The 22622-nt window shown below is 59.9% G+C and carries 22 protein-coding genes and 1 pseudogene; 15 read left to right on the top strand and 8 right to left on the bottom strand.

Translation table 11 applies throughout. The annotated features are described in order from the left end of the window. Positions 1 to 34: 34 nt before the first annotated feature. The gene (locus N2599_RS34020) at positions 35 to 772 is read left to right on the top strand and encodes an MBL fold metallo-hydrolase (protein ID WP_027511552.1); all 738 of its coding nucleotides are present in this window, start codon (positions 35 to 37) and stop codon (positions 770 to 772) included. 70 nt (positions 773 to 842) lie between these two features. Here the strand turns inward: N2599_RS34020 and N2599_RS34015 are convergent, their stop codons facing one another. Together N2599_RS34015 and N2599_RS34010 are read right to left on the bottom strand one after the other, a co-directional pair. Next, positions 843 to 2000: a fumarylacetoacetate hydrolase family protein gene (locus tag N2599_RS34015; protein WP_027511551.1), complete on the bottom strand. Its 1158-nt coding sequence runs from the start codon at positions 1998 to 2000 to the stop codon at positions 843 to 845. A 139-nt stretch (positions 2001 to 2139) separates the two neighbouring features. Beyond that, positions 2140 to 2784, bottom strand: coding sequence for a ThuA domain-containing protein (locus tag N2599_RS34010; protein ID WP_027511550.1), 645 nt, complete (start codon positions 2782 to 2784; stop codon positions 2140 to 2142). A gap of 175 nt (positions 2785 to 2959) precedes the next feature. On the opposite strand from N2599_RS34010, the gene N2599_RS34005 reads away from it, so the two are divergent. From N2599_RS34005 to N2599_RS33985, 5 genes are all read left to right on the top strand, one after another. Next, positions 2960 to 3358: a VOC family protein gene (locus tag N2599_RS34005; protein WP_027511549.1), complete on the top strand. Its 399-nt coding sequence runs from the start codon at positions 2960 to 2962 to the stop codon at positions 3356 to 3358. Between the two features lie 164 nt (positions 3359 to 3522). Next, positions 3523 to 3777 (top strand): DUF2934 domain-containing protein, encoded by a 255-nt coding sequence (locus N2599_RS34000; RefSeq protein ID WP_027511548.1) that lies wholly within the window; start codon positions 3523 to 3525, stop codon positions 3775 to 3777. Between the two features lie 86 nt (positions 3778 to 3863). After that, entirely contained in the window at positions 3864 to 5261 is a 1398-nt protein-coding gene (locus N2599_RS33995; RefSeq protein ID WP_027511547.1) for a c-type cytochrome, read from the top strand. Then, complete coding sequence (locus N2599_RS33990; protein WP_027511546.1) at positions 5258 to 5749, top strand: (2Fe-2S)-binding protein; 492 nt, start codon at positions 5258 to 5260, stop codon at positions 5747 to 5749. Before N2599_RS33995 ends, N2599_RS33990 begins: the two co-directional genes overlap by 4 nt. Then, positions 5749 to 7989, top strand: a complete 2241-nt coding sequence (locus N2599_RS33985) for a xanthine dehydrogenase family protein molybdopterin-binding subunit (protein ID WP_027511545.1) — start codon at positions 5749 to 5751, stop codon at positions 7987 to 7989. The genes N2599_RS33990 and N2599_RS33985 overlap by 1 nt, the downstream gene beginning before the upstream one ends. 342 nt (positions 7990 to 8331) lie before the next feature. On the opposite strand, the gene N2599_RS33980 is transcribed toward N2599_RS33985, so the two are convergent. Beyond that, the gene (locus N2599_RS33980) at positions 8332 to 8574 is read right to left on the bottom strand and encodes a DUF2934 domain-containing protein (protein ID WP_027511544.1); all 243 of its coding nucleotides are present in this window, start codon (positions 8572 to 8574) and stop codon (positions 8332 to 8334) included. Between the two features lie 18 nt (positions 8575 to 8592). After that, entirely contained in the window at positions 8593 to 9114 is a 522-nt protein-coding gene (locus tag N2599_RS33975; protein WP_051336688.1) for a sigma-70 family RNA polymerase sigma factor, read from the bottom strand. A gap of 472 nt (positions 9115 to 9586) precedes the next feature. On the opposite strand from N2599_RS33975, the gene N2599_RS33970 reads away from it, so the two are divergent. From N2599_RS33970 to N2599_RS33935, 8 genes and pseudogenes are all read left to right on the top strand, one after another. Next, positions 9587 to 10921: a PQQ-dependent sugar dehydrogenase gene (locus tag N2599_RS33970; protein ID WP_027511543.1), complete on the top strand. Its 1335-nt coding sequence runs from the start codon at positions 9587 to 9589 to the stop codon at positions 10919 to 10921. Positions 10922 to 11051: 130 nt separating this feature from the next. Further along, positions 11052 to 12353, top strand: a complete 1302-nt coding sequence (locus N2599_RS33965; protein WP_027511542.1) for a hemolysin family protein — start codon at positions 11052 to 11054, stop codon at positions 12351 to 12353. Between the two features lie 109 nt (positions 12354 to 12462). Continuing rightward, positions 12463 to 13107, top strand: a complete 645-nt coding sequence (locus N2599_RS33960) for a lysophospholipid acyltransferase family protein (RefSeq protein WP_027511541.1) — start codon at positions 12463 to 12465, stop codon at positions 13105 to 13107. Next, the gene (locus N2599_RS33955; RefSeq protein WP_027511540.1) at positions 13104 to 14054 is read left to right on the top strand and encodes a phosphatidate cytidylyltransferase; all 951 of its coding nucleotides are present in this window, start codon (positions 13104 to 13106) and stop codon (positions 14052 to 14054) included. The genes N2599_RS33960 and N2599_RS33955 overlap by 4 nt, the downstream gene beginning before the upstream one ends. Then, a complete protein-coding gene (locus N2599_RS33950) occupies positions 14051 to 14440 on the top strand; it encodes a hypothetical protein (protein ID WP_027511539.1) in 390 nt (129 codons plus the stop codon). Before N2599_RS33955 ends, N2599_RS33950 begins: the two co-directional genes overlap by 4 nt. Beyond that, positions 14440 to 15084, top strand: coding sequence for a CDP-alcohol phosphatidyltransferase family protein (locus tag N2599_RS33945; RefSeq protein WP_027511538.1), 645 nt, complete (start codon positions 14440 to 14442; stop codon positions 15082 to 15084). The genes N2599_RS33950 and N2599_RS33945 overlap by 1 nt, the downstream gene beginning before the upstream one ends. A gap of 119 nt (positions 15085 to 15203) precedes the next feature. Then, a pseudogene (locus N2599_RS33940) lies at positions 15204 to 15832 on the top strand (LysE family translocator). 97 nt (positions 15833 to 15929) lie between these two features. Continuing rightward, positions 15930 to 16844 (top strand): DMT family transporter, encoded by a 915-nt coding sequence (locus tag N2599_RS33935; RefSeq protein ID WP_027511537.1) that lies wholly within the window; start codon positions 15930 to 15932, stop codon positions 16842 to 16844. A gap of 30 nt (positions 16845 to 16874) precedes the next feature. On the opposite strand, the gene N2599_RS33930 is transcribed toward N2599_RS33935, so the two are convergent. The 4 genes from N2599_RS33930 to N2599_RS33915 are packed head-to-tail and all read right to left on the bottom strand — an operon-like array spanning position 16875 to position 21344. Further along, positions 16875 to 17951, bottom strand: a complete 1077-nt coding sequence (locus tag N2599_RS33930; RefSeq protein ID WP_027511536.1) for an ABC transporter ATP-binding protein — start codon at positions 17949 to 17951, stop codon at positions 16875 to 16877. A gap of 9 nt (positions 17952 to 17960) precedes the next feature. Further along, positions 17961 to 19049: a carbohydrate ABC transporter permease gene (locus N2599_RS33925; protein WP_027511535.1), complete on the bottom strand. Its 1089-nt coding sequence runs from the start codon at positions 19047 to 19049 to the stop codon at positions 17961 to 17963. Further along, on the bottom strand, positions 19042 to 20040 hold the full coding sequence (locus N2599_RS33920; protein WP_084606544.1) for a carbohydrate ABC transporter permease: 999 nt from the start codon (positions 20038 to 20040) through the stop codon (positions 19042 to 19044). Before N2599_RS33920 ends, N2599_RS33925 begins: the two co-directional genes overlap by 8 nt. A gap of 26 nt (positions 20041 to 20066) precedes the next feature. After that, positions 20067 to 21344, bottom strand: coding sequence for an ABC transporter substrate-binding protein (locus N2599_RS33915; RefSeq protein WP_027511533.1), 1278 nt, complete (start codon positions 21342 to 21344; stop codon positions 20067 to 20069). 260 nt (positions 21345 to 21604) lie between these two features. Between N2599_RS33915 and N2599_RS33910 the strand changes: the two genes are divergently transcribed. Further along, complete coding sequence (locus tag N2599_RS33910; protein WP_027511532.1) at positions 21605 to 22615, top strand: Gfo/Idh/MocA family protein; 1011 nt, start codon at positions 21605 to 21607, stop codon at positions 22613 to 22615. The last annotated feature ends 7 nt before the right edge of the window (positions 22616 to 22622 follow it).

Raw genomic sequence — 22622 nt, 5'->3', positions numbered from 1 at the left:
AACGGCTACATTCGCGTTGGAGAATAATATGACGGTGCAACTGCAATTCGTCGGATGCGGCGATGCCTTTGGCAGCGGCGGACGCTTCAACACTTGCTTCCATGTCACAGGCGAGCGCACGAACTTCCTGATCGACTGTGGAGCTTCGTCACTCATTGCGATGAAGAAGCTGGGGATCGGCCGAAACGATATCCAGGCGATCTTCGTGACCCATTTCCACGCCGATCACTTCGGCGGCCTGCCGTTCTTCATTCTGGATGCGCAGTTCTTTTCAAAGCGGACGGAGCCGCTGCTCATTGCCGGGCCTCCAGGGCTGCCGGACTGGTTCGTCAGGGTGATGGAAACGGGATTTCCAGGGTCTGCAAAAACAAAACAGCGTTTTGATCTGCAATTGCGGGAACTCGAGCCCGGGATGCAGGCAGATTTCGGCAATGTGAAGGTGACGCCCTTCCTTGTCAGGCACGGGCAGCCGGAGGGGTCGTTCTTCGCGCTTAGACTCGAGATTGGAAAACGCATCGTGACCTACACGGGTGACACCGAATGGACCGACACCTTGGTCGCAGCGGCTGAAGGCGCCGATCTCCTGATCGCCGAGGCGTACTTCCGGCGAAAGCCGGTGCCGCTCCATCTCGATCTGGCGACGCTCGAGAACCATCTTCCGGCGATCTGTGCGAAGCGTGTCATCTTGACCCACATGAGCGAGGATATGTTAGCTGAACGACCGACCGTAAATTTCGAGACTGCCGAAGACGGCCTGATCGTGCAGATTTGAGTGCTCGCTGGATGACAACGGCATCGCTTCGCAACGGCTTGAGCGAGAGCAGCCTGTGGGCGCTCCCAAGCTAGAGCAGCCCCCGCTTTGCGAGGTTGGTCATCAGCGCCGAAATGCCAAACGTCCATGGAGAGCATTCGGTTGAGAGACGAACCGTATTTGTAAGCGTTCCAAGCCCAACTGAAGAGATCTCGACTACATCGCCGATTTTGTGCGTAAAGCCTTGATTGGGTGCGTCGCGGTCCTGTGTCGGGGCAAAAAGCGTGCCGAGGAACAGCATGAAACCGTCCGGATATTGATGATGGGCTCCGCAGGTCTGCCTGACGAGATCGGTCGGGTCGCGGCTGATCTTCGACATTGAACTCTTTCCGTTAAGCACGAAGCCGTCCTCGCCGGTGACCTTCAGGTCGAGCTCGGCCTTGCGGACATCGCCAAGGCCGTAAGAGTCGTCGAATAGCCGAACGAAAGGGCCGATGGAGCAGGAGGCATTATTATCTTTCGCCTTGCCAAGCAGCAGTGCCGAGCGGCCTTCGATATCGCGAAGGTTGACGTCGTTTCCGAGGGTCGCGCCCTTGATCTCGCCGCGGCTGTTCACCGCAAGCACGATTTCCGGTTCCGGATTGTTCCAGGTCGAAATCGGATGCAGGCCGACATCGGCCCCCCAGCCGACGGAGGACAGCACCGGGGATTTGGTGAAGACCTCGGCGTCCGGCCCGATGCCGACTTCGAGATACTGCGACCACATGCCTTCATCGATCAGCGCCTGCTTGACCCTTGCCGCTTCCGGAGAGCCTGCCTTGATGTTGGCGAGGCTACCACCGATCAGCGCACCGACGCGGTCGCGGATCGACGCCGCACGATCCGGATTGCCGGCAGCCTTCTCCTCGATCACCCGCTCGATCATCGATTGCGCGAAGGTCACGCCGCAAGCCTTCACGGTCTGAAGGTCTGCTGGTGCCAGTAGATAAGGCCTAGCCGCATCAGGTCGGCCGACACTATTTGCCGCCACTGTTTCGAGCGAAGCGAGTGTTTTGCCGGTTACAGCGCGCGCAAAGGCGACCGGATCATCCTTCTCCAGAAGCGCGCTCAATGTCGGCGCTTCCCTGGACGTTATGTCGATAATCTCTCCGTCACGGATCGTGACAATGGCCGGACCGGCTGCCTGCGGATTCCAGACGCGGCCGACAAACAGGCCGCCCGATGAGGCGTCGTCGAGAAGCTGAGACATGATGACCTTCCGTCGCGGTCGAGCTTGCGCTCATGTGATTTGAAATTTGCCGCCCTCCAGCAGCGCCCGAAATCGATCACATCTGTCCCGGCGGGGCAAGGTCAAATTATGACTGGACAGGCCGCCGCCGGGCGAAGAGCTACCGGCGTGAAGCCCAGGCAAGGCCACGGCGAAGAATGAGGGGCATGTACGGATGGTCGAATTCGGCCGCAACATGGCCGAGCGCGGAATAAAAGACACGGCCCGCACCGAAATGGCGCTTGAAGACCACCGGCATCACGACATTGCGTGCGGCCTCGTCATACTCGCCGGTGAATGTGGTTGTCGCCAGGATTTCAATCGACGGATCGTAGTGCAGGTAGTACTGCTCCGAGTGGTAGTCGAAGTCCGGAATGCCTTGCATCAGCGGATCGTTTTGCCGGCTCACGTTCACGCGGAAGTCGATGATGTTGCCTGGATGCGAAACCCAGGTGACGCCCGAAACATAGCGGAATGGCGCATTTTCCTTGAAGGATGTGGCAAGCGCGCCGTGATGTCCGCCAAGGCCAAGGCCGCCGCGAACCGCCGTCACTAGCGCATTGGCATGCTCCTTCTCCAGCTTTTCCCCGGTAATGATCGGAACAAGCAGATCGGTGTTGGCAATCACCGGCGAGCCGAAGATGTCGAGATCGGCGGTAATCTCGACCGAAAAGCCGTCTTCCCGCAGCAGTTCGCCGACGGCGTTTGCGCATGCCTCCGGCTCGTGGCCCTGCCAGCCGCCCCAGACGATGATCGCTTTTCGCATGCCCTGTCTCCCGGCTTTCGATGGTTAAGTCGTGATTTAGCGGCCCCAGTCAGATAGCGTCCGATTTCATCGACCGCAAGCCGAATGGTCGCTTCGATTGCCATCACACGATTCTGTCTTGACGGCGGCAAGCCACGGCAGTCAGTTCGAGCGTCATCTCCGGGAGGAATTTTGAATGCTGAAATCCTTCGAACATATCGGCATGACGGTAAGCGACATCGACCGTGCCGTCGCCTTTTATTGCGACCTGCTCGGGCTTCGGCTGCACCTGCGCAAGACGATGCCGGACGGCTCGCACGTTGCTTTTCTCGATGCCGGCGGCGGCATGCTGGAAATCTTCGCGCCCGCGAGCGGTGCCGTGCGGGCAACCGACGTGCCGGAAGGCGCGGCCGGTCTCCGCCATCTGACATTTCTGTTCGGCAGCGTCGATGAAACCTTCGCGAAGCTCGAAGCGGCCGGCGTCGAGATGAAGGAGCGCCCGCGTCTCGCTTACAATTCCGAAGTTCTGCACAAGGTTGCTTTCCTGCGCGATCCCGACGGCATCCTCATCGAGCTTGCTGAGCGGACGGGTTGAGGCCGCGGGTTTCGTGGCTGCTTCGGCAGGCGGAATTTGGAGAAGATCTGAAATGGCGCATTTGCAAAGAATTTCTGGTCAAATTCGCGGGCTGAAGTAACAACTCCGTAAGCGAAATCTGGCAACCTCCAACCCGATATTTTTTCTCGTTTCAGCTGGGTGTCATGTTTCGCAATAAGGAAGATTGGATCAGCCAGCGCGCCTATGCCATCTGGGAGGCGGAGGGACGCCCCTATGGGAGCGATGCGAAAAACTGGCGGCAGGCGGCGGCCGAGTTTGAACAGCTCGAAATGACAAAGGCGTCCAGCGATGGCACTGACCTGATCGAGATGCTGCGCGCCACCGGGCGTCTTATGCGCACCTGCGACGATGACGCCCGCGGCGACCTGAAGCTGGCCCGCACGATCGCCAAGCGCTAGCGATACCAGCGCGTATTTCGGGAACAAATCCCTGTCCCTCGCGTTTTGTGGAGTTCGGTTTGCACTCCGGGAGGGTCATATCGGCAATGCGAGCCATCAGCCTGCTCTCAACGATCCTTACCCTCTTCATCATTTTCGGTCTCGCATTCTTCTTTCTTGCCTGGCGCCCAGAAATAAAGCCTCGGAACCCGTCGGAGAACGCGCGCTTCGATGACGCGCTGATCGCCAAGGGAGCAAGCCTCGCGGCGGTCGGAAACTGTATCGCCTGTCATACGGTCCCGGGAAAGGAAGCTTTCTCCGGGGGTCTTAAACTCCCGACGCCTTTCGGGAACATCTATTCGACGAACATCACGCCGGATGATGAAACCGGCATCGGGCGCTGGGGTGAAGCTGCCTTCCAGCGCGCCATGCGCGAAGGGGTGGATCGGGAAGGCAATCACCTTTACCCGGCTTTCCCTTATGAACACTTTACCCGCGTCACCGATGAGGACAACAAGGCACTCTATGCCTTCCTGATGACGCGTACGCCGATCAAGGCAACGGCACCGGAAAATGAGTTGCCGTTCCTGCTCCAAGTGCGGCCGATCCTTGCCGGCTGGAAGCTGCTCTTCTTCACCAAGGGAGCTTTCGCGCCCGATCTGCAGAAAAGCGGCGAATGGAACCGCGGTGCCTATCTTGCGGAAGGCCTCGGCCATTGCGGCGCCTGCCATACGCCGCGAAACGCCCTCGGCGCCGAAGATCGCAGCAGACACCTCGGAGGCGGTGAGGCGGAAGGCTGGCAGGCTTATGCAATCAATGCCGAAAGCCCGTCGCCGATCCCGTGGGACAAGGAGTCGCTCGCCTTTTATCTTCGCCACGGCTACCACGCGTTCCACGGTGTTTCGCGTGGTCCGATGGCGGAAGTCACGGGCAATCTCGGTGCGCTTCCCGATAGCGATATTAACGCGATTGCAGTCTATGTCGCCTCGATTATGGGCGAGCCGGCTCCCGAGCGTGTGCAGAAGGCCGAGCAGCTGAAGAAACAGTTCGTCCCAGACCAAGACGGGATGCTTACTGCGTCGATCGATGAGAACCGAGCCTCGGCCGATCTTGTCGCGCATCCGGGTGCCGCTATCTATGGTGCGGCTTGTGCCACCTGTCATGAGTCCGGCCGCGCGGCGCCGTTTGGCGGGTTGAACTTCAATCTCAGCACCGCCGTCAATGCCGCCAACCCGCAGAACATCGTCAATGTCGTGCTTTTCGGCCTGCCGCCTGCCGATGGTCAGACAAGTGCTGTGATGCCCGGCTTTGCTGGCGCATTGAACGACCGGCAGGTCGCCGATCTGCTGGATTTCATGCGCCGGCGCTTCACGAGACGCGACGCCTGGCTCGATCTGCAGCAGCTCGTCAGCCGCACACGTTCCGGCGAATATTTCGTCGCCGTCCGCCCCTCGGAAGGAATTGAGAGAGCGCCGGCCAATGTCGGCGCGAAGGAGGCGAAATGACAACGCTCAACGTCAACGGACAAATCCATGAAGTCGACAGCGAGCCCGACACACCACTGCTTTATGTACTTCGCAACGATCTTGAACTCAACGCCGCGAAATTCGGCTGCGGCCTCGGCCAATGCGGAGCCTGTACCGTCGTGGTTGACGGCCACGCCGTGCTTTCCTGCGTGACGCCGCTCATCGTCGTCGAAGGCAAGGAAATCTTGACCGTAGAGGGGCTTGGAACCGCCGAAAAACCCGGCCCGCTGCAGGCGGCCTTCATCGAGAAACAGGCGGTGCAATGCGGCTTTTGCATTCCCGGCATGATGATGAGCGCAGCAGCGTTGCTGACGAAGAACGCTAAACCGACCGACGAGGAAATCCGGTCGGCGTTACGCACCAATCTCTGTCGCTGCGGCACGCATATGCGCATCCTTGCCGCCATCAGGCGCGCTAGCGAATTGATGGAAGCTTCCGGGCTGGCTGCCGATGGGAGTGCAGGATGATGGGTATTCTTACCAAGCATGAAATCACCCGGCGTGGCCTACTTGCCGGCACCGGAGCACTCGTTGTCAGCTTCTCTGCAATCCGCGCGCTGGCGCAGGATACGCCGGCTGCGGCGCACGAAAAACCCAAGCTGCCGGGCAGCCTGGACGACGACCGTTATCTCGATAGCTGGATAAGGATCGATTCTGACGGCAAGATCACGGTATTCACAGGCAAAGCCGAGCTTGGGCAAGGTATCCGCACGCCGCTGATCCAGGTCGCCGCCGAGGAACTGGAAGTCGAGCCCGGCGACATCACGCTCGTGACAGCCGACACCGGACGCACGCCTGACGAAGGCTTTACGGCCGGCAGCCAGTCGATGCAGAACAGCGGCACCGCAATCCGCGATGCCGCCGCGCAGGTTCGCGAACTGCTGATTGCCGGGGCGGGGCGGCGCTTTAACGTGCCGCCTGAACAGCTCAAGGCGGAAAAGAAAAGCATTTCGGCTCCGGACGGCAGATCGGTGACCTATGGCGAACTGGTCACGGGCCAGTTCCTGCATCTCGAAGCCCAGCCGCAATCGAAGCTGAAACCGCCGGATGCGCTGAGCATCATCGGCCGCGATGTGCCGCGCATCGACATTCCCGGCAAGGTCACCGGTGCGGTGGCCTATGTGCAGGATTTGCGCCTCGAAGGCATGGTGCACGCGCGCGTTATACGCCCGCCGAGCTACGGCGCGGTGCTGAAAGACATCGATTCCACTGCGGCCGCTGCCATGGCCGGTATCATTTCCGTCATCCGTGACGGCAGTTTCCTTGCCGTCGTGGCGGAGAAAGAATGGCAGGCGGTGAAGGCGATGCGCGCCATCGAAAGGGCGGCCCATTGGGACGAGCCCGCGACGCTTCCTGACCAGACCGACCTGGCCGCCGTTCTCGTCGCCCTGGAAAGGGATGTCGGAACCGTGGCGGAATCCGGCATTCCGAGCTTCCCGGACGGCGCGATCTATGAGGCAACCTTCACGCGCCCTTATCAGATGCACGGTTCGATCGGCCCCTCCTGTGCGGTGGCGCTTCTAAAGGCCGAGGGCAACCTCGATATCTGGTCTCACACCCAGGGCGTTTTCCCCGATCGTACGGCGATCGCGCAAATGCTTGGCCTGCCGGAAGACACGGTGCGGGTCATCCATATGGAAGGCTCCGGCTGCTACGGGCACAATGGCGCGGACGACGCGGCAGCCGACGCAGCACTCATCGCCATGAAAATTCCCGGTCGCCCGGTACGCGTCCAGTGGATGCGCGAGCAGGAACACATGTGGGAACCTTTCGGGCCTGGCATGGTGTCAAAGGTTCGGGCATCGCTTGATGCAAACGGCAGGATCGACAACTGGACCTATGATCTGTGGAGCAATACGCACAGCACGCGCCCCGGCGATGCCGGCGCGCTGCTTGCCGGCCGCACCAAGGAGCGGCCAACGCCTCAAAAGCCGCCGACACTTAGTATCAATCCCAACGGCAGCGGCGATCGGAATGCCGATCCTCTCTACGCGATCCCGAACCGCAGGGTGCTTTGGCATTTCATTCCTGACATGCCGCTCCGGGTTTCGGCGCTGCGCGGCTTGGGTGCCTATGCCAATATCTTCTCGATCGAAAGCACCATGGACGAACTGGCGATCGCCGCCAGGGCCGATCCTGTCGAATTCCGCCTGCGTCACCTGGAAGATGATCGCGCCAGCGATGTCGTGAAGCTCGCGGCGGAGAAATTCGGCTGGGGAAGGGGCGAAGTGCCGCAGGGCCATGGCCGCGGCTTTGCTTTCGCCCGCTACAAGAACCATGCCGCCTATCTGGCGGTCGCCATGGAAGCCAAGGTCGAGCGCGAAACCGGGCGCGTGCAGGTGCTGCGCGCCGTCGCCGCCATCGACAGCGGCCAGGCCGTCAATCCTGACGGCATTCGCAACCAGACGGAGGGCGGCATCTTGCAATCGATCAGTTGGACGCTTTACGAAGCCGTCACCTTCGATCGCACGCGCATTACCAGCACCGATTGGTCGAGCTATCCGATGCTGCGCTTTGCAAGCGTTCCAGAAAGTGTCGAAGTGCATATTATCGACCGGCCCGGTCAGCCTTTCCTCGGTACAGGCGAGGCGGCGCAAGGACCGGCTTGTGCGGCAGTCGCCAACGCGATCCGCAACGCGACCGGGAAGCGGCTGGTCGATCTGCCGCTGTCGCGCAAGAGGGTGAAGGAAGCGATCGGTCTCGGCTGAACCTGTTAGTCGGCTCATAAACCGCGAATGGAAGGGAGAAGGGCTCCGGGCGACAGCTGCAACAACCTGCATCCAGCGGCGCTGAACTTCGGCAATCGCCTTGCCCTACGGGCAAAGGAGCATGAATGCAGGTTGCGCCAGGGGGTGAAGATTTCGGCTGCACAGATATCTCCGGAGTGATCTTCACGATAGCCAAATCTCAAGCTGGAACAAAAAACTAACGCCGCCGCGCCTCCTGCATGCAGAGCCCCCTAAAGGCCCTGTTCCCGTGCCAGCGCGCGGTCGTGACTTGCCCGATTTTGCTGCCTCTGCGGCGCCTCAGCCGTCCCTATCGCTGAATTCTCAGCCCCTCATGGCGGCGGAACCCGGCTCAGCGCGTCGCGGCGATATCGTGATTGCAGGCTTTGGCCGGAACCGCACCAAGACCTCCTGCCCATCCGCCGAGGCGCGTGTCCGCTCCAGTTCATCGTACTCGCGGGTGGCTTGCGCCCAGTGCTCGACGTTGCGGCCATGTTCACGGCCGCATCCCTCCCAGAGTGCATAAGCCCGTTTGGCGATCCATTCGTCTCTGTTTTGGTGGTTCATCGTATCGTCCCTTTTATTTTAGTGCATCGAAGCCGCCTCGGAAGATTGCGTCTCGCCGAGCATTTCCAGAAGATGGTTGCGGGCGCGGTTCACCCGGCTCTTGATGGTGCCCACCTCGCAGTCGCAGATCGCCGCCGCTTCCTCGTAACTCGTGCCGCTCGCCACGAGCATCAATGCATCGCGATGAGATGCGCCGAGTTTGTCGATCGCCGCCTGCACGTCACGGGCTCTCAGCGACCAGTCCTGCGTCGATTTGACCGGCACCTGGCATTCGGTGAGGTCGCCGATGCAGCCGACCGGTTCGCGCTTGCGGCGTTTGTAGCTGCTACAATAAGTGTTGCGCATGATGGTGAAGAGCCAGGATTTCAGGCTCGTACCGTCCTGAAACTGCTCGATATGGCAAAGCGCCTTCGAAACCGTCTCCTGAACGAGATCCTCAGCGTCGTTGTCGACGCGCTCGAAACGCCGCGCAAAGGCTCTAAGCGCCGGAAGAAGCGAGATAATTTCTGACTGCGCGCTGCAATTTGAAACGTCCGGCATGGCATCCTCCTTCTACGGAGGACTTAATGTCCTCGCGCTCGGTGTGTTCCCGATAAAATTCGTGAGCACGTGCACATTTGATGTCGTCAAGCCGCTGTTGCGCTTTTCTACGAGCTTGTCGGATCGAGCCCGCCGGCAGCTGCAACGCACCGGCCGCGCCGCCTTCATCGACACCGGCGATGTCCATCACACGGATAGCTCACCGCCTTCTACTCGGTCACCTCTGTCGACAACCGCCTCCGGCACGTGCACCCGCGGGCCCCTCGACATCGTAGGTTCTTGCCGCCGGACTTACCGTCCTTTTGGTCGATGGAGGCTGGGCTAAGCTGTAGAGCTGCATTTGCCCGTCGTGCCGTCCAGTTGTTGGCATCGTGAGCATTGTGACGTTGCTCCCAAGTTGGAACTTTTCTCGGGAACGTTGAAACCTATAGCGTACCAAGGCGTTAGCACCCGACTTGCATGGAGGTCTTCCATGAAGAAGATCATCGCTGCCGTCCTTCTTCTCATCCTTGTCGCGGGCGGGTGGATATTCGCTTTTGAGCGTGAATCCGCAACCGTCCCGATCGAGCAAGGTTACGGTGCCTCGCCCGCGCTGCCCGCGCCGAACCCGACATTGATCCCGACGGTCAATGTCGCGGAAGCAGCAGGCTGGCCAGATGGCGCCACGCCAATAGCCGCGGACGGGCTGAAGGTTCACGCCTTCGCCAAGGACCTAGACCACCCGCGCTGGATCCATGTCCTGCCGAACGGCGATGTCCTGATTGCCGAAAGCAACAGGCCGCCAAATATCGATAAGACCGGTTTCAGCCCCCGTGATTGGGTGGAGGGGCTGATGATGGGCAAAGCCGGAGCGGAGATGCCGAGTGCAAACCGCATTACCCTGCTTCGCGATGCCGATAGTGATGGTGTAGCCGAGATGCGAGCGGCTTTCCTGAAGGGTCTCAACTCACCCTTCGGCATGGCGTATTCCAACGGCATCCTTTACGTTGCCAATACCGATGCGGTCATGGCTTTTCCCTATAAGGACGGTGAAACGGAAATCACCACCCCAGGCGAGAAGATCGCCGATCTGCCAGCAGGTCCGATCAATCGTCACTGGACCAAGGATCTCATCGCCAGTCCCGATGGCACCAAGCTCTATGCCACCGTTGGCTCCAACAGCAATGTTGGAGAAAACGGCATGGAAGCCGAAAAGAACCGTGCCGCGATCCTCGAAATCGATCTTGCCTCAAAGGCCGTTCGCGTCTTCGCAGGCGGCTTGCGCAATCCGAATGGTCTTGCCTGGCAGCCGCGGACTGGCGCGCTGTGGGTTGCGGTCAACGAACGCGATGAGCTCGGCAGCGATCTCGTGCCCGACTACATGACCGCAGTGAAAGATGGCGGTTTCTACGGCTGGCCCTACAGCTATTTCGGCCAGCATGTCGATAGCCGGGTTAAGCCGCAGAATCCCGATCTCGTCGCCAAGGCGATCGTCCCGGATTACGCCCTTGGTCCGCATACCGCCTCACTCGGTCTCACCTTCAATACGAGCAATCTGTTTGGCCCGGATTATGTCGGCGGCGCCTTCGTCGGCCAGCATGGCTCCTGGAACCGCAAGCCTCGCAGCGGCTACAAAGTGATTTTCGTGCCCTTCGCCGACGGCAAGCCTTCCGGTCCGCCGCGAGATATCCTGACGGGTTTCGTCAGTCCTGACGACAAAGCCTTTGGCCGCCCTGTCGGCGTTGCAATCGATATCAAGGGCGCGCTGCTCGTTGCCGACGACGTAGGCAACACCATATGGCGGGTCTCACCGGCTTCGGCACAGTGAAAAGATCAATCCGCGCGAACACATGGAAGCGTCAAAACAAAAATAGCCGACGCAAAGGGTGCAGCCCTGCTTTCATTGTCGGCGCTTTGCCCCTATTTTGAGGCATTGCTGTCAATATCATAGGCTTCTTTTGTTTCTGGAAATCACAATCGTTGTGCTGCTCACGATCTTGAACGGTGTGCTCGCAATGTCCGAACTTGCCGTCGTTTCCTCGCGTCCCGCGCGTCTCAGGGTGCTAGCCGATCAGGGAAGCCGAGGGGCTGCCCAAGCTATCAAACTCGCCGAACATCCCGGACGCTTTCTCTCAACCGTTCAGATCGGGATTACACTTGTCGGCGTTCTCTCGGGTGCCTTTTCGGGCGCCACGCTTGGCGGCCGTCTCTCTGCCTGGTTGGGCGTACAGGGCGTTTCCCCTGCCGTCTCCGATGCGCTTGGCGTCGGCACGGTGGTCGTTGCCATCACCTATCTTTCGCTCATTGTCGGCGAGCTGGTGCCGAAGCAGATTGCCCTGCGCGAACCGGAAGCGGTCGCCAGCAAGGTGGCCCCGGCCATGGCTGTACTTTCCAAGATTGCTTTGCCGCTCGTCTGGCTTCTCGATGCCTCCGGTAAGCTTGTGCTTTCGTTACTTGGGCAATCCGGAAAAGGCAGTGATGGCGTGACAGACGCGGAAATCAAGACCGTGCTCGCCGAGGCGCAGAGTGCCGGCGTGATCGAGAGCCAGGAATCGGCAATGATCTCCGGCGTCATGCGCCTTGCGGACCGCACGGCGAGAGCCTTGATGACCCCGCGCCGCGACGTCGAAGTCATCGATATCGAAGACAGCCTTGAGGAAACGCGAAAGCAGTTGCACCAGACGCGCCGCTCGCGCTTGCCCGTGCGCCGCAACAGCTCCGACGAGGTGCTCGGCGTACTCTTTGTGAAAGACTTCTATGATGCGCTGCACACGCATGGTCATGCCGATATCCAGTCCCTTGCCCATGACGTCCCGGTGATCTCGGATCTTTCGACGGCAACGCATGTCATCCAAGCAATCCGTAAATCGCCGGTCCACATGGTTCTCGTCTATGACGAATACGGGCATTTTGAGGGTATCGTTTCGTCCGGCGACATCATGGAAGCGATCATGGGCGCGCTGCAGGAAGGACCTGCTGATGAGCAGGCAATCGTTCGCCGCGCCGACGGTTCCTATCTTGTTTCTGGCTGGACGCCGATCGACGAGTTCGCGGAATTCATGAGCTTCAAGCTGGAGGATAACATTGAATTCCAGACCGTCGCCGGCCTTGTGCTGGAAGAGTTGAAACACCTGCCGGACCTTGGCGAAAGCTTCGTGAAGGATGGCTGGCGCTTCGAGATCATCGATCTTGACGGCCGCCGCGTCGACAAGATCCTCGTTTCGCGGGAGCTTTCCCAAGGTGAAGAGCGCACGGCGTAGTCCGCAGCATGTGGAAATCTTTACCCGGCTCTTCGAATATCTTCCGGTTTGGCAAAAACGCAGCTACGTTCGTGTTTCCTGAATGTGGGAATACGGCCGGATGAGGCAGATGCAAAGACTGATCGCAAAGCCAGTCGCGATCACTATCGTCCTGTTTGCCCGCGCAATCACGGCGGTGCGTGCGATCTGGGCGGGCGAAGGTCTGCCGCCGCGGCGCTGCATCTATTTTGCCAACCATTCGAGCCACGGCGATTTCATTCTGATCTGGGCAGTCTTGCCGCCGCGCCTGCGCAGGCGCGCAAGGCCTGTGGCCGGGGCCGACTACTGGTTGAAATCGCCGCTCACCACTTTCATTGGCCGCGAAGTCTTCAATGCCGTGCTGATCGAGCGTGACCGTGAAAAGCGCACGCAGGACCCGATCGAGCAGATGGTTGCCGCAATCGATGCCGGCTCGTCGCTGATCCTGTTTCCAGAAGGCACGCGCAACCAGACCGACGAGCCGCTTCTGCCCTTCAGGAGCGGCATCTTCCACCTCGCCTCGGCTCGCGCCGGCATCGATCTCGTGCCCGTCTGGATCAACAATCTCAACCGCGTGATGCCGAAAGGCGAGATCGTGCCAATCCCTCTGATCTGCACCGTCACCTTCGGCAATTCGATACGGCTTGAACCCGGCGAAACCAAGGATGGCTTCCTGGGAAGGGCAAGGGCAGCCTTGATTTCCCTTTCTCCGAAACATTCAGGCGGCAGCGAATGAACGACGCGCGCTCCGATCTCATCACGCTGGTGCTCGGCATTTTCGCCGTGCTGATCTTTGCCTCGCTGGTCGGCTATGTCCTGCATCGGCGTCTCTCGCCGGACGGCTCGAACAGTGCCGTCGAGAACCTGAATGCCCGCATCAAGGCCTGGTGGATCATGGTGATCTTCATCGGCATCGCCTTTCTGGCGGGCCGCGCGGGCGTCATCGTTCTTTTCGCCTTCTGCTCCTTTGCAGCGCTTCGAGAATTCATCACGCTGACGAACACCAAGCGGGCCGATCACTGGGCGCTTGCCTCGGCGTTCTTCGTGGTTCTACCCATTCAATATTATCTTCTGTGGGCGGAAGAATACGGGATCTATTCGATCTTCGTACCGGTTTACGCGTTCCTGCTGATGCCGATCATTTCCGTGCTTCGGGGAGACACCGAACGCTTCCTTATCCGCATTGCCGAGGTTCAGTGGGCTTTAATGATCTGCGTCTTCTGCGCGTCGCACGTGCCGGCGCTGCTGACGCTGAATATTCCCGGCTACGAGGGCCGCAACGTTCTTTTGATCGCATTTCTGGTCATCGTCGTGCAGCTTAGCGACGTCTTGCAGTACGTCTGGGGCAAACTTCTCGGGCGAACGAAGATCGCCCCGAAACTCTCGCCGTCGAAAACCGTCGAGGGCTTTGCAGGCGGCGTCGCCAGTGCAACGCTGATCGGGGCGTCGCTCTGGTGGATCACACCGTTTACGCCATTGCAGGCAGGCCTGCTTTCGCTGGTCATCACTCTAATGGGTTTCTTCGGCGGTCTGGTGATGTCGGCTATCAAGCGTGACCGGGGTGTCAAGGATTGGGGCAATCTCATCGAGGGTCACGGCGGCCTAATCGACAGGCTCGATTCCGTGGTCTTTTCGGCACCAATCTTCTTTCACCTCGTCCGCTACTGGTGGTCGCTGACATGAGTGACTGGATCGGACGGCTCGGGCGCAGCAGCGCCGTGCATGTATCGTTCGCCTTTCTCGCGATGGGCAGCTGGGCACTCTTCGCCAATAGAGCTCATCCGCTGCCGCGCATGTTGCTTGCCGGGTTTGTTCAGGGTGCGCTTTCTGGCTGCCTCACCTTGTTCCTGAAATCGGCGGTCGAAAGCCTTTCGAAGCGCTTCTCACGTTCTGCTGCATTCATTGCCCCACCTCTGATCGCCTGCCTCGGCTCGGCAAGCATTCTCATTGTCATCCATACACTCAGCGGAACACCCGAAATATTAAGAACCGTTGCCGTACCGCTTGCCGTCTCCACCAGCTATGCAGCGATTTACAACTATTCCATTGCGATCGCGAAAGGTAAGTGATGACCGACACTGAAGACCGCCGGCCACTGAACAGCCGGAACAGCTGGTGGGCAAAGGCGATCGCGCAGAAGATCGCGGCGAGATCCGTCACGCCGAACCAGATTTCGCAGGCAAGCATCGCTGCCGCTGCGATCGCCGGTCTCCTGTTCTTTCTTGCCGGACGCGACGCCGGCTACTCGCGCATGGGTCTTCTCGCGTTCGCAGCGCTCTCTTGCCAGGCGAGACTGCTCTGCAATCTCTTTGACGGCATGGTGGCGGTCGAAGGGGGCAAGGCGGAAGCCGACGGTCCCTTCTGGAATGAATTTCCAGATCGCGCCGCCGACATACTGATCTTTGCTGGCATCGGGCTCGGCATCGGCTATCCGGGCCTTGGCTGGGCGGCTGCAGCCTTCGCAGTGCTGACGGCCTATGTCCGCGAGCTTGGGCGGGCGACGGGTCATGGCAGCGATTTCTCCGGCCCTATGGCGAAGCAGCACCGCATGGCGGTCGTCACTGTGGCTGCTGTTGTCTCGATCTGCGAGCCTTACTGGGGTCTGCAAAACCATGTCCTTTGGCTTGCGCTTTGGGTCGTCCTTGTCGGTGCCGCCGCGACCGCGGGCCGGCGCAGCCTGCGCCTGATCCGGTCCATGAAACACCCGCTCTGACAGGGCTCCGGGCGGCGGGGCGATAGCCGCTGCCGCTCGAAATTGCCATCCTCACAATTCCACTCTTGCGGCGTGTCAGGGGCTCCTTCATCAGTAGGTGATCGAGCCGGAGATCCGCCATGCCCGAACTTCCAGGTCTGCTTGCCATTGCCCTGATCGCTCTCGGCATGGTGCTGACGCCCGGCCCGAACATGATCTATCTCGTATCGCGCTCGATCTGCCAGGGACCGCCGGATTGATCTCGCTTGGCGGCGTGGCACTCGGTTTCGTGGTCTACATGCTATCGGCAGCGCTCGGCATCACGGCAATGGTCTTCGCCGTGCCGCTCGCTTATGATGCGCTTCGGCTGGCAGGCGCGGCCTATCTTGCCTGGCTTGCCTGGAATGCATTAAAGCCCAGCGGTCGCTCAGCCTTTCAGGTTCGCGACCTGCCGCGCGATACCAATCTCAAGCTCTTCGCCATGGGCTTCGTCACCAGCTTGCTCAACCCGAAGATCGCCATCCTTTATCTCTCGCTGCTGCCGCAATTCGTAAACCCGCAGGTCGGAAGCGTCTTTCTGCAATCGATCGTTTTCGGTTTTACGCAAATCGCAATCAGCGTCAGCGTCAACGCACTGATCGCCCTTTCTGCCGGAACCATTGCACTCTTTCTCGGCGAGCGGCCGGTCTGGATGCGGGCGCAGCGCATGCTAATGGCAACCGTGCTTGGAGGACTTGCTGTTCGCATGGCGCTAGAATCGCGCCGCTAACAACCTGCAAAGCCTCATCCTGAGCTTGACATCGGTGCTGTTAAAGCAGAAGCCGCACACGGCCCCTTGTCCGGCGGGTGTTGCAAGGAATGTCAAGATGAAGCTCAGCGCCGTTGCCGTCAGTTCGAACGTGATCCTGACGGGCGTCTTGTTGATGCTGCTCGGCGATTTCCTCTTTGCGCTCAACGACGCGATGGGCAAATGGCTGGTTGCGAGTTTCACTGTCGGCCAGGTGCTGGTGATCCGCTCGGTCGGGGCTTTCATCGTGCTCGGTCCGATGATAATCCGGCAAGGGACGCGGCAGCTCTTCATCGTCGAGCAGAAGAGGCTGCAGGTGATGCGCGTCGCAATGACGACCTGCGACGTCAGCCTGTTTTATGCCGCGGTTTCCTATTTGCCGCTTGCAGACGTCATGACCTTCTACATGGCAGGTCCGATCTATGTCGCCGCGCTTTCCCACTTCTTCCTCGGCGAGAGGATCGGCTGGCGCCGGTGGCTTGCGGTTTTCGTCGGATTTGCTGGTGTCATCGTTGCGCTCCGTCCATCGTCTGCAATGTTGTCCCTGCCGTCTCTTTTTGGTCTGACGGGTAGCTTCGCCTTCGCGCTAACGCTGGTGATGAACCGTTATCTGCGCTCGACAAGTGACACCACGCTGGTCACCTGGCAGACGATCGCCGCTCTTATCGCCGGGATCGTCCTCAGTATCGGCCAGTGGCGTCAGGCAACACTTCTCGATTATTCCGGCATGCTGCTTCTCGGCGTCGTCGCGTCCTGCGCCCATCTGCTGATCACCCGCTCGCTGAAGCTTGCGCCCGCCTCGCTGCTGGCGCCGCTGCAATACACCCTGCTGTTATGGGCGATCGTGCTTGGCATGATCTTTTTCGATGATGTGCCTGACATGCAGATCCTCGTCGGTGCGGCGATCATCGTCGTTGCAGGGCTTTTCATCTTCCACCGGAAGAACCTCAGGGACACGATCACGCCGGACGCCGTTCCACCGGACGGACATTAAGCGTTCAGTCGGAGAATTGTCCCGGCGGGATCAATCCGTTTTGATCCGCAGGCCTTTTTCATCGAACAGATGCCAATGGCCGGAACGGGGCGCAATGTTCAGGACATCGCCGCGCGCGACCCGGCTCTGGCCTTGCTGGTGGACCAGGATAGGCTCGCCGCTCGGAAGGGTGCAATGCAGGTAGCTGTTGGCGCCGTGCTGTTCGGCAACGGCGACCTCGGCGGGCCAGCCCCTTTCGCCGGCAAGGAAATCTTCGGGCCGTACACCGAGCGTCGCTTTCTGTCCGGCCACAAGCTCGGCTCCGGATGTCAGTTCCAGCGGCGGCAGGCCGGCGCTTTCGAAGGCGAGCCTCCCATTGATCGAAGCGCCGATTGCGCCTTCGATGAGGTTCATGCGCGGCGAGCCGATGAAGCCCGCGACGAAGGTGTTGTGCGGGCGATTATAAAGATCAAGCGGCGCGCCGACCTGCTCGATCGCCCCCTTGCGCAGGACAACGATCTTGTCGGCCATCGTCATCGCCTCGATCTGGTCATGCGTCACATAGATCATCGTATTGCCGAGCCGCTCGTGCAGCTTGGTGATCTCGACGCGCATCAGCACCCGCAATTCCGCATCGAGGTTGGAAAGTGGCTCGTCGAAGAGGAATATCTTCGGGTCGCGGGTGATGGCGCGGCCAATTGCGACGCGCTGACGCTGACCGCCGGACAGCTGGCGGGGGCGTCGCTCAAGCAGCGTGTCGATCTGCAAAAGCTTGCCGGCTGCTTCAACCCGCCGAACGATCTCGTCCTTCGGCATCCGGATATTCTCAAGACCGAAGCTCAGATTCTGGCGAACCGTCATGTGCGGGTAAAGCGCATAGGACTGGAAAACCATGGCGACGCCGCGATCGGCGGCCGGCGTGTCGATGACGCTTTCGCCATCGATGCGGATGTCGCCGCCTGTTGCCTCTTCGAGCCCTGCGATCATTCTGAGCAGCGTCGACTTTCCGCAACCGGACGGGCCGACGAAGACGACAAACTCGCCATCCTTGATATCGAGATTGATATCGGGGATCACCTGCAGCGGGCCGAAGGATTTGTTGATATTTTCAAGGACGAGGTTGGCCATGAACGAAACTCACTTGATACCCGTGGATGCGACGCCGACGGTGATGTAGCGCTGCAGGAAAATGAAGGCGCAGGCAAGCGGCAGCGCCGTCAAGGTCGTCATGGCGAGCAGCAGATCGTAGCGGATCTCGAACTCGCTCTGGAAAGAGTTGAGCGCCAGCTGCAGCGTATAGACCTCGCGGCGATTGAGAACGATCAAGGGCAGCAGGAAATCGTTCCAGCGCGACAGGATCGAAAAGATCGCGACAACGGCAAGCGCCGGGCTGGAAAGCGGCAGGACGATCCTCCAGAAGATGCGCCACTCGCTCGCATGATCCATGCGTGCTGCTTCGATTAGTTCATCGGGGATCGTCAGCATGTACTGGCGCAGCAAAAAGACGCCGGTCGGCGTCGCGACGGTCGGCAAAATGACGCCCCAGAGATTTCCGACAAGTCCAAGCTCGGCAACGATGAGATAGGTCGGCACGAGAACGACGGTCGCAGGGATCATCAGCGTCGACAGGATCGAGATCAAGGCGACGCTGCTGCCTGCAAAGCGGTACTTTGAAAGCGCAAAGGCGGCCATGGAATTCATCACCAGCGTAATGATGGTCGCGACAGTCGTGATAAAAAGGCTGTTATAGACATAGCGGCCCATCGCCTGGCCGGAGCTTGCGACCAGGTTGGTGTAGTTCTCGGTCGCAAGCCGCACCTTGCGCACGGCGACCGCGTCGGTCACGGCGACGGTGACACGGCCGGCGCCGGGATTTTCCGGATCGATCATCTGCGCATTCCTGCCGACACGGCGGATTTGCGCAAGCCTAGCCTTCGTGCCGTCCTTTAAGGTTACATCGAAGAGCGGCAGCGGCTGGTCGAAACCTCCAACCATGGCTGTTTCGCTGGAATACGGCAGAATGCTCGGCGGGAATTCCTGCAGATTGGCTTGCGTCTTGAAAGAAGACAGAACGACCCAGGCGACCGGCGTGAACATGATCAGCAGGCCAAGAACGAGGAAGCCATAGGTCAGCCAATCGGAAACATCGAGCCTGTTGCGGCCGCGCCGGGCAGACAGGAGGCCGCGCATGGAAGATCCGGATTTGGACAAGGCGACGTCAGCCATTTTGCGAATTCCTCGACAATCGGAGCTGCAGGCCGGTGAAGATCAAGAGCACGACGCCGAGCAGCAGGGAGGCTGCGGCCGCAAGGCCGAAATTGCGAGGCTGCACGGCGAAACCGACTTCGTAGATATATTGGACGATCAGCATCGTCGCAGATCCGGGACCGCCGCCTGTCAACACGTACAGTTCGTCGAAGGTCTGGACCGAGCGGATGACGCAGAGCACGAAAACGACGAGCAGGACCGGCTTTAGAAGCGGCAGCGTGATGCGTGTGAAGACACGCCAGTTCGTGGCAGAATCCATCTTGGCGGCCTCGTAGACATCGCGCGGGATCGACTGCAGGCCGGCAAGCAGGATAATCGTATAGAAGCCCATATGTGCCCAGACGGTGACGAAGACCGACCAGAAGAAGGCCGTATTTGGAAACACCAGCCAGTTAACGGGCGAAACGCCGAGCCAGGTCAGAACGCCGTTCAGCGCGCCGTTGCGCTGCAGGATCCACTGCCAGGTCAGGGCCACGACGACAGGTGAGAGCATGACCGGAAAGAAGAAGATGGCGCGGAAGAAGCCGCGGCCGCGGATCTCGCGGTTGAGGCAGACAGCCGCAACCAGCGCGATGCCGATCATGAAGGTGACCTGGACGGGAACGAAGACGAGGCTGTTGGCGAGCGCCCGCCAGAACAGATCACTCGAGCAGGTGGATGCATCGAGATAGTTGGTGCAGTCGAAGAGCGTTTCGTAATTGACCACGCCGACGAAGGGCCGCTCGCTCGGATAGAGCCGGTCGCTGCCGGTCACCGAATAGAAGACGTTGATTGCGACCGGAAGGAGAGAGAAGAGCATGACGGCGAGGAGGTTCGGCAAAAGAAAGACCCAGGGCATACGCTTGATGCCGAGGATTTTCTGCAGTCCCGCCATCAAAGGCTCCGCGAGCCTTGCCGGCAGCAGGATGATGCCACCGGCAATTGCTGCAAGTCGAGCCCTTATGCCCATACCGCTCTCCTTCCGGATCCGTCTGTCTATTGGCCAGCCGCCTTGATGGCGAGTTCGACGTCTTGCCTGACACGATCAAGTGCTGCATCGACCTCCAGTTCGCTGTTCAGGACCTGGCTGATGCGCGTCGTCAGTGCGTTCATCATGGCACGCTGATAACGCCAGCCCTGGAAGCGGTATGCTGCCGGCGCCATTTTTGGGATCTGGGCGATGTAGGTCGAAAGCGATTCCTGCGTTCGCTGCGAAGCACCCGGATATTGCACGCCGCCCTCGATCAGTGATTTAGATGCCGGGATTTCGACGGCTGCCGAGACGATTTCCGCATTGTTCTTGGACTGGGCGATATAGTCGATCAGCTTGCCTACGGCTTCCGGCTGTTTGGTGTGCTTGAAGCCGACGAGCGCCCCACCGCCGGGCATGACCGTGCAGGATGAAGGCCCGCAGGGCGCAGGTGCCACTTCCCAGTCGAAGAGGTCGCCGACCTCCTTATCCATCTGGCTCAGCGTCCAGGAGCCGCCGAAATAAAGCACGGTCTTGGCATTCAGGAAGTCTGTGAAGAGTTCGCGATGCGTCGCACCGCCGACCGCTCCCCAGAGATCCATCGGCATTGTCCCGTCCTTGTGCCAGGCGACGAACTGTTCAACGGCATCTTTCAAGCCCTTGTCGATAACAGGTTTGCCCTGGTCATCGACCAGTTCTGCACCGTAACTGATGGCAAGGCTCGCAAAGCGATGGCCGGAACGGTCCATCTCCATGGCGAATTCGGTATTGGTGGCCTTGGCCACGTTGCGCGCGGCTTCCGCCCATTCAGCCCAGGTAGCGCCTTCCTTGGGAACCGGAACGCCGGCCTGCTCGAATAAGGTGAGATTGACATAGGCGCCATTGACGGTGAGCGTCGTCGGCATGCCGTTGATCGCCTTGCTCGTCGGATCGGAACCGCGCAGCCACTGCAGCGTCTGGCTGTATTCCTTCTCGAAATTCGCCGCGTTCACATAGGGTGTCAGGTCGAGATAGTAGCGGCTCAAACCACCGAGGTCGGTGATGATCGCAGCATCCGGACCCTCGCCGGATTCGAGCTGTACCGGCAGGCTTTCGACAAGCGACTGGTAGGGAACAGTCTCCAGCTTGACCTTGACGCCTGGATTCTCGGTTTCGAATCGTTTGACGACAGGATCCATCGTCAGGCAGCCGAAGCCGATATCGTCGCAATAAACGGTGATTTCCTGCGCCTGGACAATACCCATCGGCGCCGTGGCCGTAAGTAGCGTTGACGCCGCCCATAAGCCAATGCGGGTGAGTTTCATATTCAGCTCCTCCAGCGATCGCGGCCGAGCCTCCCGCCCGGGTGGCGATCTGCGATAAACATGTCTGGTCTTACCAGTTTGTCAACCGCTAAACTGAAAGATTTTCGGCCGGCCGAAATACGGCAGAAGTGGCACATTTTGTCGCGATTTCGTCACAAAAACGTCCTTGACAGGTCCGAGCTTTGAGTATCTGGTTTGACCAATTACAAGGAGATGAGTGCCGCTGCTCCCGCGGCTTTTTGCAGGAGGAAGACATTAAAATGCTGAGATTTGCCGTTGTCGGGATCGACCATGGGCACACGTTCGATCACGTTAAAGGATTGCTCGCGGCGGGAGGAGAATTTGCCGGCTATTGCCCGAAGACCTCCGTTCCGGCGCTGCTCGAAAATTTCAAGAAGACTTATCCGGAGACACCGCAAATCGATCGCGAGGCGATTTTCGCCGATCCGTCCATCGACGTCATTTGCATCTCCGCCATTCCGCGCGATCGCGCCGACCTCGCGATCCGCGCGATGAGAGCCGGCAAGGACGTGATGACGGACAAGCCGGGCGTCACGACGTTCGAGCAGTTGGAGGCGGTCAAGAAGACGGTAGCCGAAACGGGCAAGATTTTCTCGATCTGCTTTTCCGAGCGTCATTGCGTTCGCTCCGCGGTCAAAGCGGCCAAACTCGTCAAGGAAGGTGCGATCGGCAAGGTCATCCAGACGCTTGGCATGGGGCCGCACCGGCTGCAGCTGCCGACGCGGCCGGACTGGTTTTTCGATCCCGAAGCCTTCGGCGGCATTATCGTCGACATCGCCTCGCATCAGGTCGACCAGTTTCTCTTCTATACCGGCTCGACGAGCGGCGAGGTGGTCGCAAGCTCGATCGGCAATTTCGGTATGCCGGAAAAGCCGGCGTTTCAGGATTTCGGCGAAGTGCTGCTTCGCTCCGATAAGGCTTCCGGCTATGTGCGCGTCGACTGGTTCACGCCCGAGGCGCTGCCGACCTGGGGTGACGGCCGACTGACCATTCTCGGCACCGAAGGCTACATAGAGCTCCGCAAGTACATCGACATTTCCGGCCGCCCTGGCAAGGATCACCTGTTCCTCGTGAATGGCAAGGAAAACACCTACATCGATTGCAGCAGCGAGAAGCTCGACTATTTTGAAGCATTCACCGCGGACGTGCGCGACCGCACGGAAACGGCGATGACTCAAACGCATGTCTACGAGGTCTGCCGCCTATCACTCGAAGCGCAGGCCAAGGCCGTCCGGCTCGGCGGACGATAGGAGGAGA

The sequence above is a fragment of the Rhizobium sullae genome (assembly GCF_025200715.1).
Lineage (GTDB): Bacteria > Pseudomonadota > Alphaproteobacteria > Rhizobiales > Rhizobiaceae > Rhizobium > Rhizobium sullae.
The sequence above is the reverse complement of the archived record's forward strand: the minus strand, read 5'-3'. Positions and strand labels throughout refer to the sequence as shown.

Coding starts and splice junctions, on each gene's coding strand:
- N2599_RS33945 (WP_027511538.1), top strand. CDS start 14,440: ATGACCGACACTGAAGACCGCCGGCCACTGAACAGCCGGAACAGCTGG.
- N2599_RS33960 (WP_027511541.1), top strand. CDS start 12,463: ATGCAAAGACTGATCGCAAAGCCAGTCGCGATCACTATCGTCCTGTTT.
- N2599_RS33915 (WP_027511533.1), bottom strand. CDS start 21,344: ATGAAACTCACCCGCATTGGCTTATGGGCGGCGTCAACGCTACTTACG.
- N2599_RS33955 (WP_027511540.1), top strand. CDS start 13,104: ATGAACGACGCGCGCTCCGATCTCATCACGCTGGTGCTCGGCATTTTC.
- N2599_RS33935 (WP_027511537.1), top strand. CDS start 15,930: ATGAAGCTCAGCGCCGTTGCCGTCAGTTCGAACGTGATCCTGACGGGC.
- N2599_RS34000 (WP_027511548.1), top strand. CDS start 3,523: ATGTTTCGCAATAAGGAAGATTGGATCAGCCAGCGCGCCTATGCCATC.
- N2599_RS34010 (WP_027511550.1), bottom strand. CDS start 2,784: ATGCGAAAAGCGATCATCGTCTGGGGCGGCTGGCAGGGCCACGAGCCG.
- N2599_RS33950 (WP_027511539.1), top strand. CDS start 14,051: ATGAGTGACTGGATCGGACGGCTCGGGCGCAGCAGCGCCGTGCATGTA.
- N2599_RS33975 (WP_051336688.1), bottom strand. CDS start 9,114: ATGCCGGACGTTTCAAATTGCAGCGCGCAGTCAGAAATTATCTCGCTT.
- N2599_RS33920 (WP_084606544.1), bottom strand. CDS start 20,040: ATGGGCATAAGGGCTCGACTTGCAGCAATTGCCGGTGGCATCATCCTG.
- N2599_RS33985 (WP_027511545.1), top strand. CDS start 5,749: ATGGGTATTCTTACCAAGCATGAAATCACCCGGCGTGGCCTACTTGCC.
- N2599_RS33910 (WP_027511532.1), top strand. CDS start 21,605: ATGCTGAGATTTGCCGTTGTCGGGATCGACCATGGGCACACGTTCGAT.
- N2599_RS33925 (WP_027511535.1), bottom strand. CDS start 19,049: ATGGCTGACGTCGCCTTGTCCAAATCCGGATCTTCCATGCGCGGCCTC.
- N2599_RS33970 (WP_027511543.1), top strand. CDS start 9,587: ATGAAGAAGATCATCGCTGCCGTCCTTCTTCTCATCCTTGTCGCGGGC.
- N2599_RS33990 (WP_027511546.1), top strand. CDS start 5,258: ATGACAACGCTCAACGTCAACGGACAAATCCATGAAGTCGACAGCGAG.
- N2599_RS33995 (WP_027511547.1), top strand. CDS start 3,864: ATGCGAGCCATCAGCCTGCTCTCAACGATCCTTACCCTCTTCATCATT.
- N2599_RS33930 (WP_027511536.1), bottom strand. CDS start 17,951: ATGGCCAACCTCGTCCTTGAAAATATCAACAAATCCTTCGGCCCGCTG.
- N2599_RS34015 (WP_027511551.1), bottom strand. CDS start 2,000: ATGTCTCAGCTTCTCGACGACGCCTCATCGGGCGGCCTGTTTGTCGGC.
- N2599_RS34005 (WP_027511549.1), top strand. CDS start 2,960: ATGCTGAAATCCTTCGAACATATCGGCATGACGGTAAGCGACATCGAC.
- N2599_RS33980 (WP_027511544.1), bottom strand. CDS start 8,574: ATGAACCACCAAAACAGAGACGAATGGATCGCCAAACGGGCTTATGCA.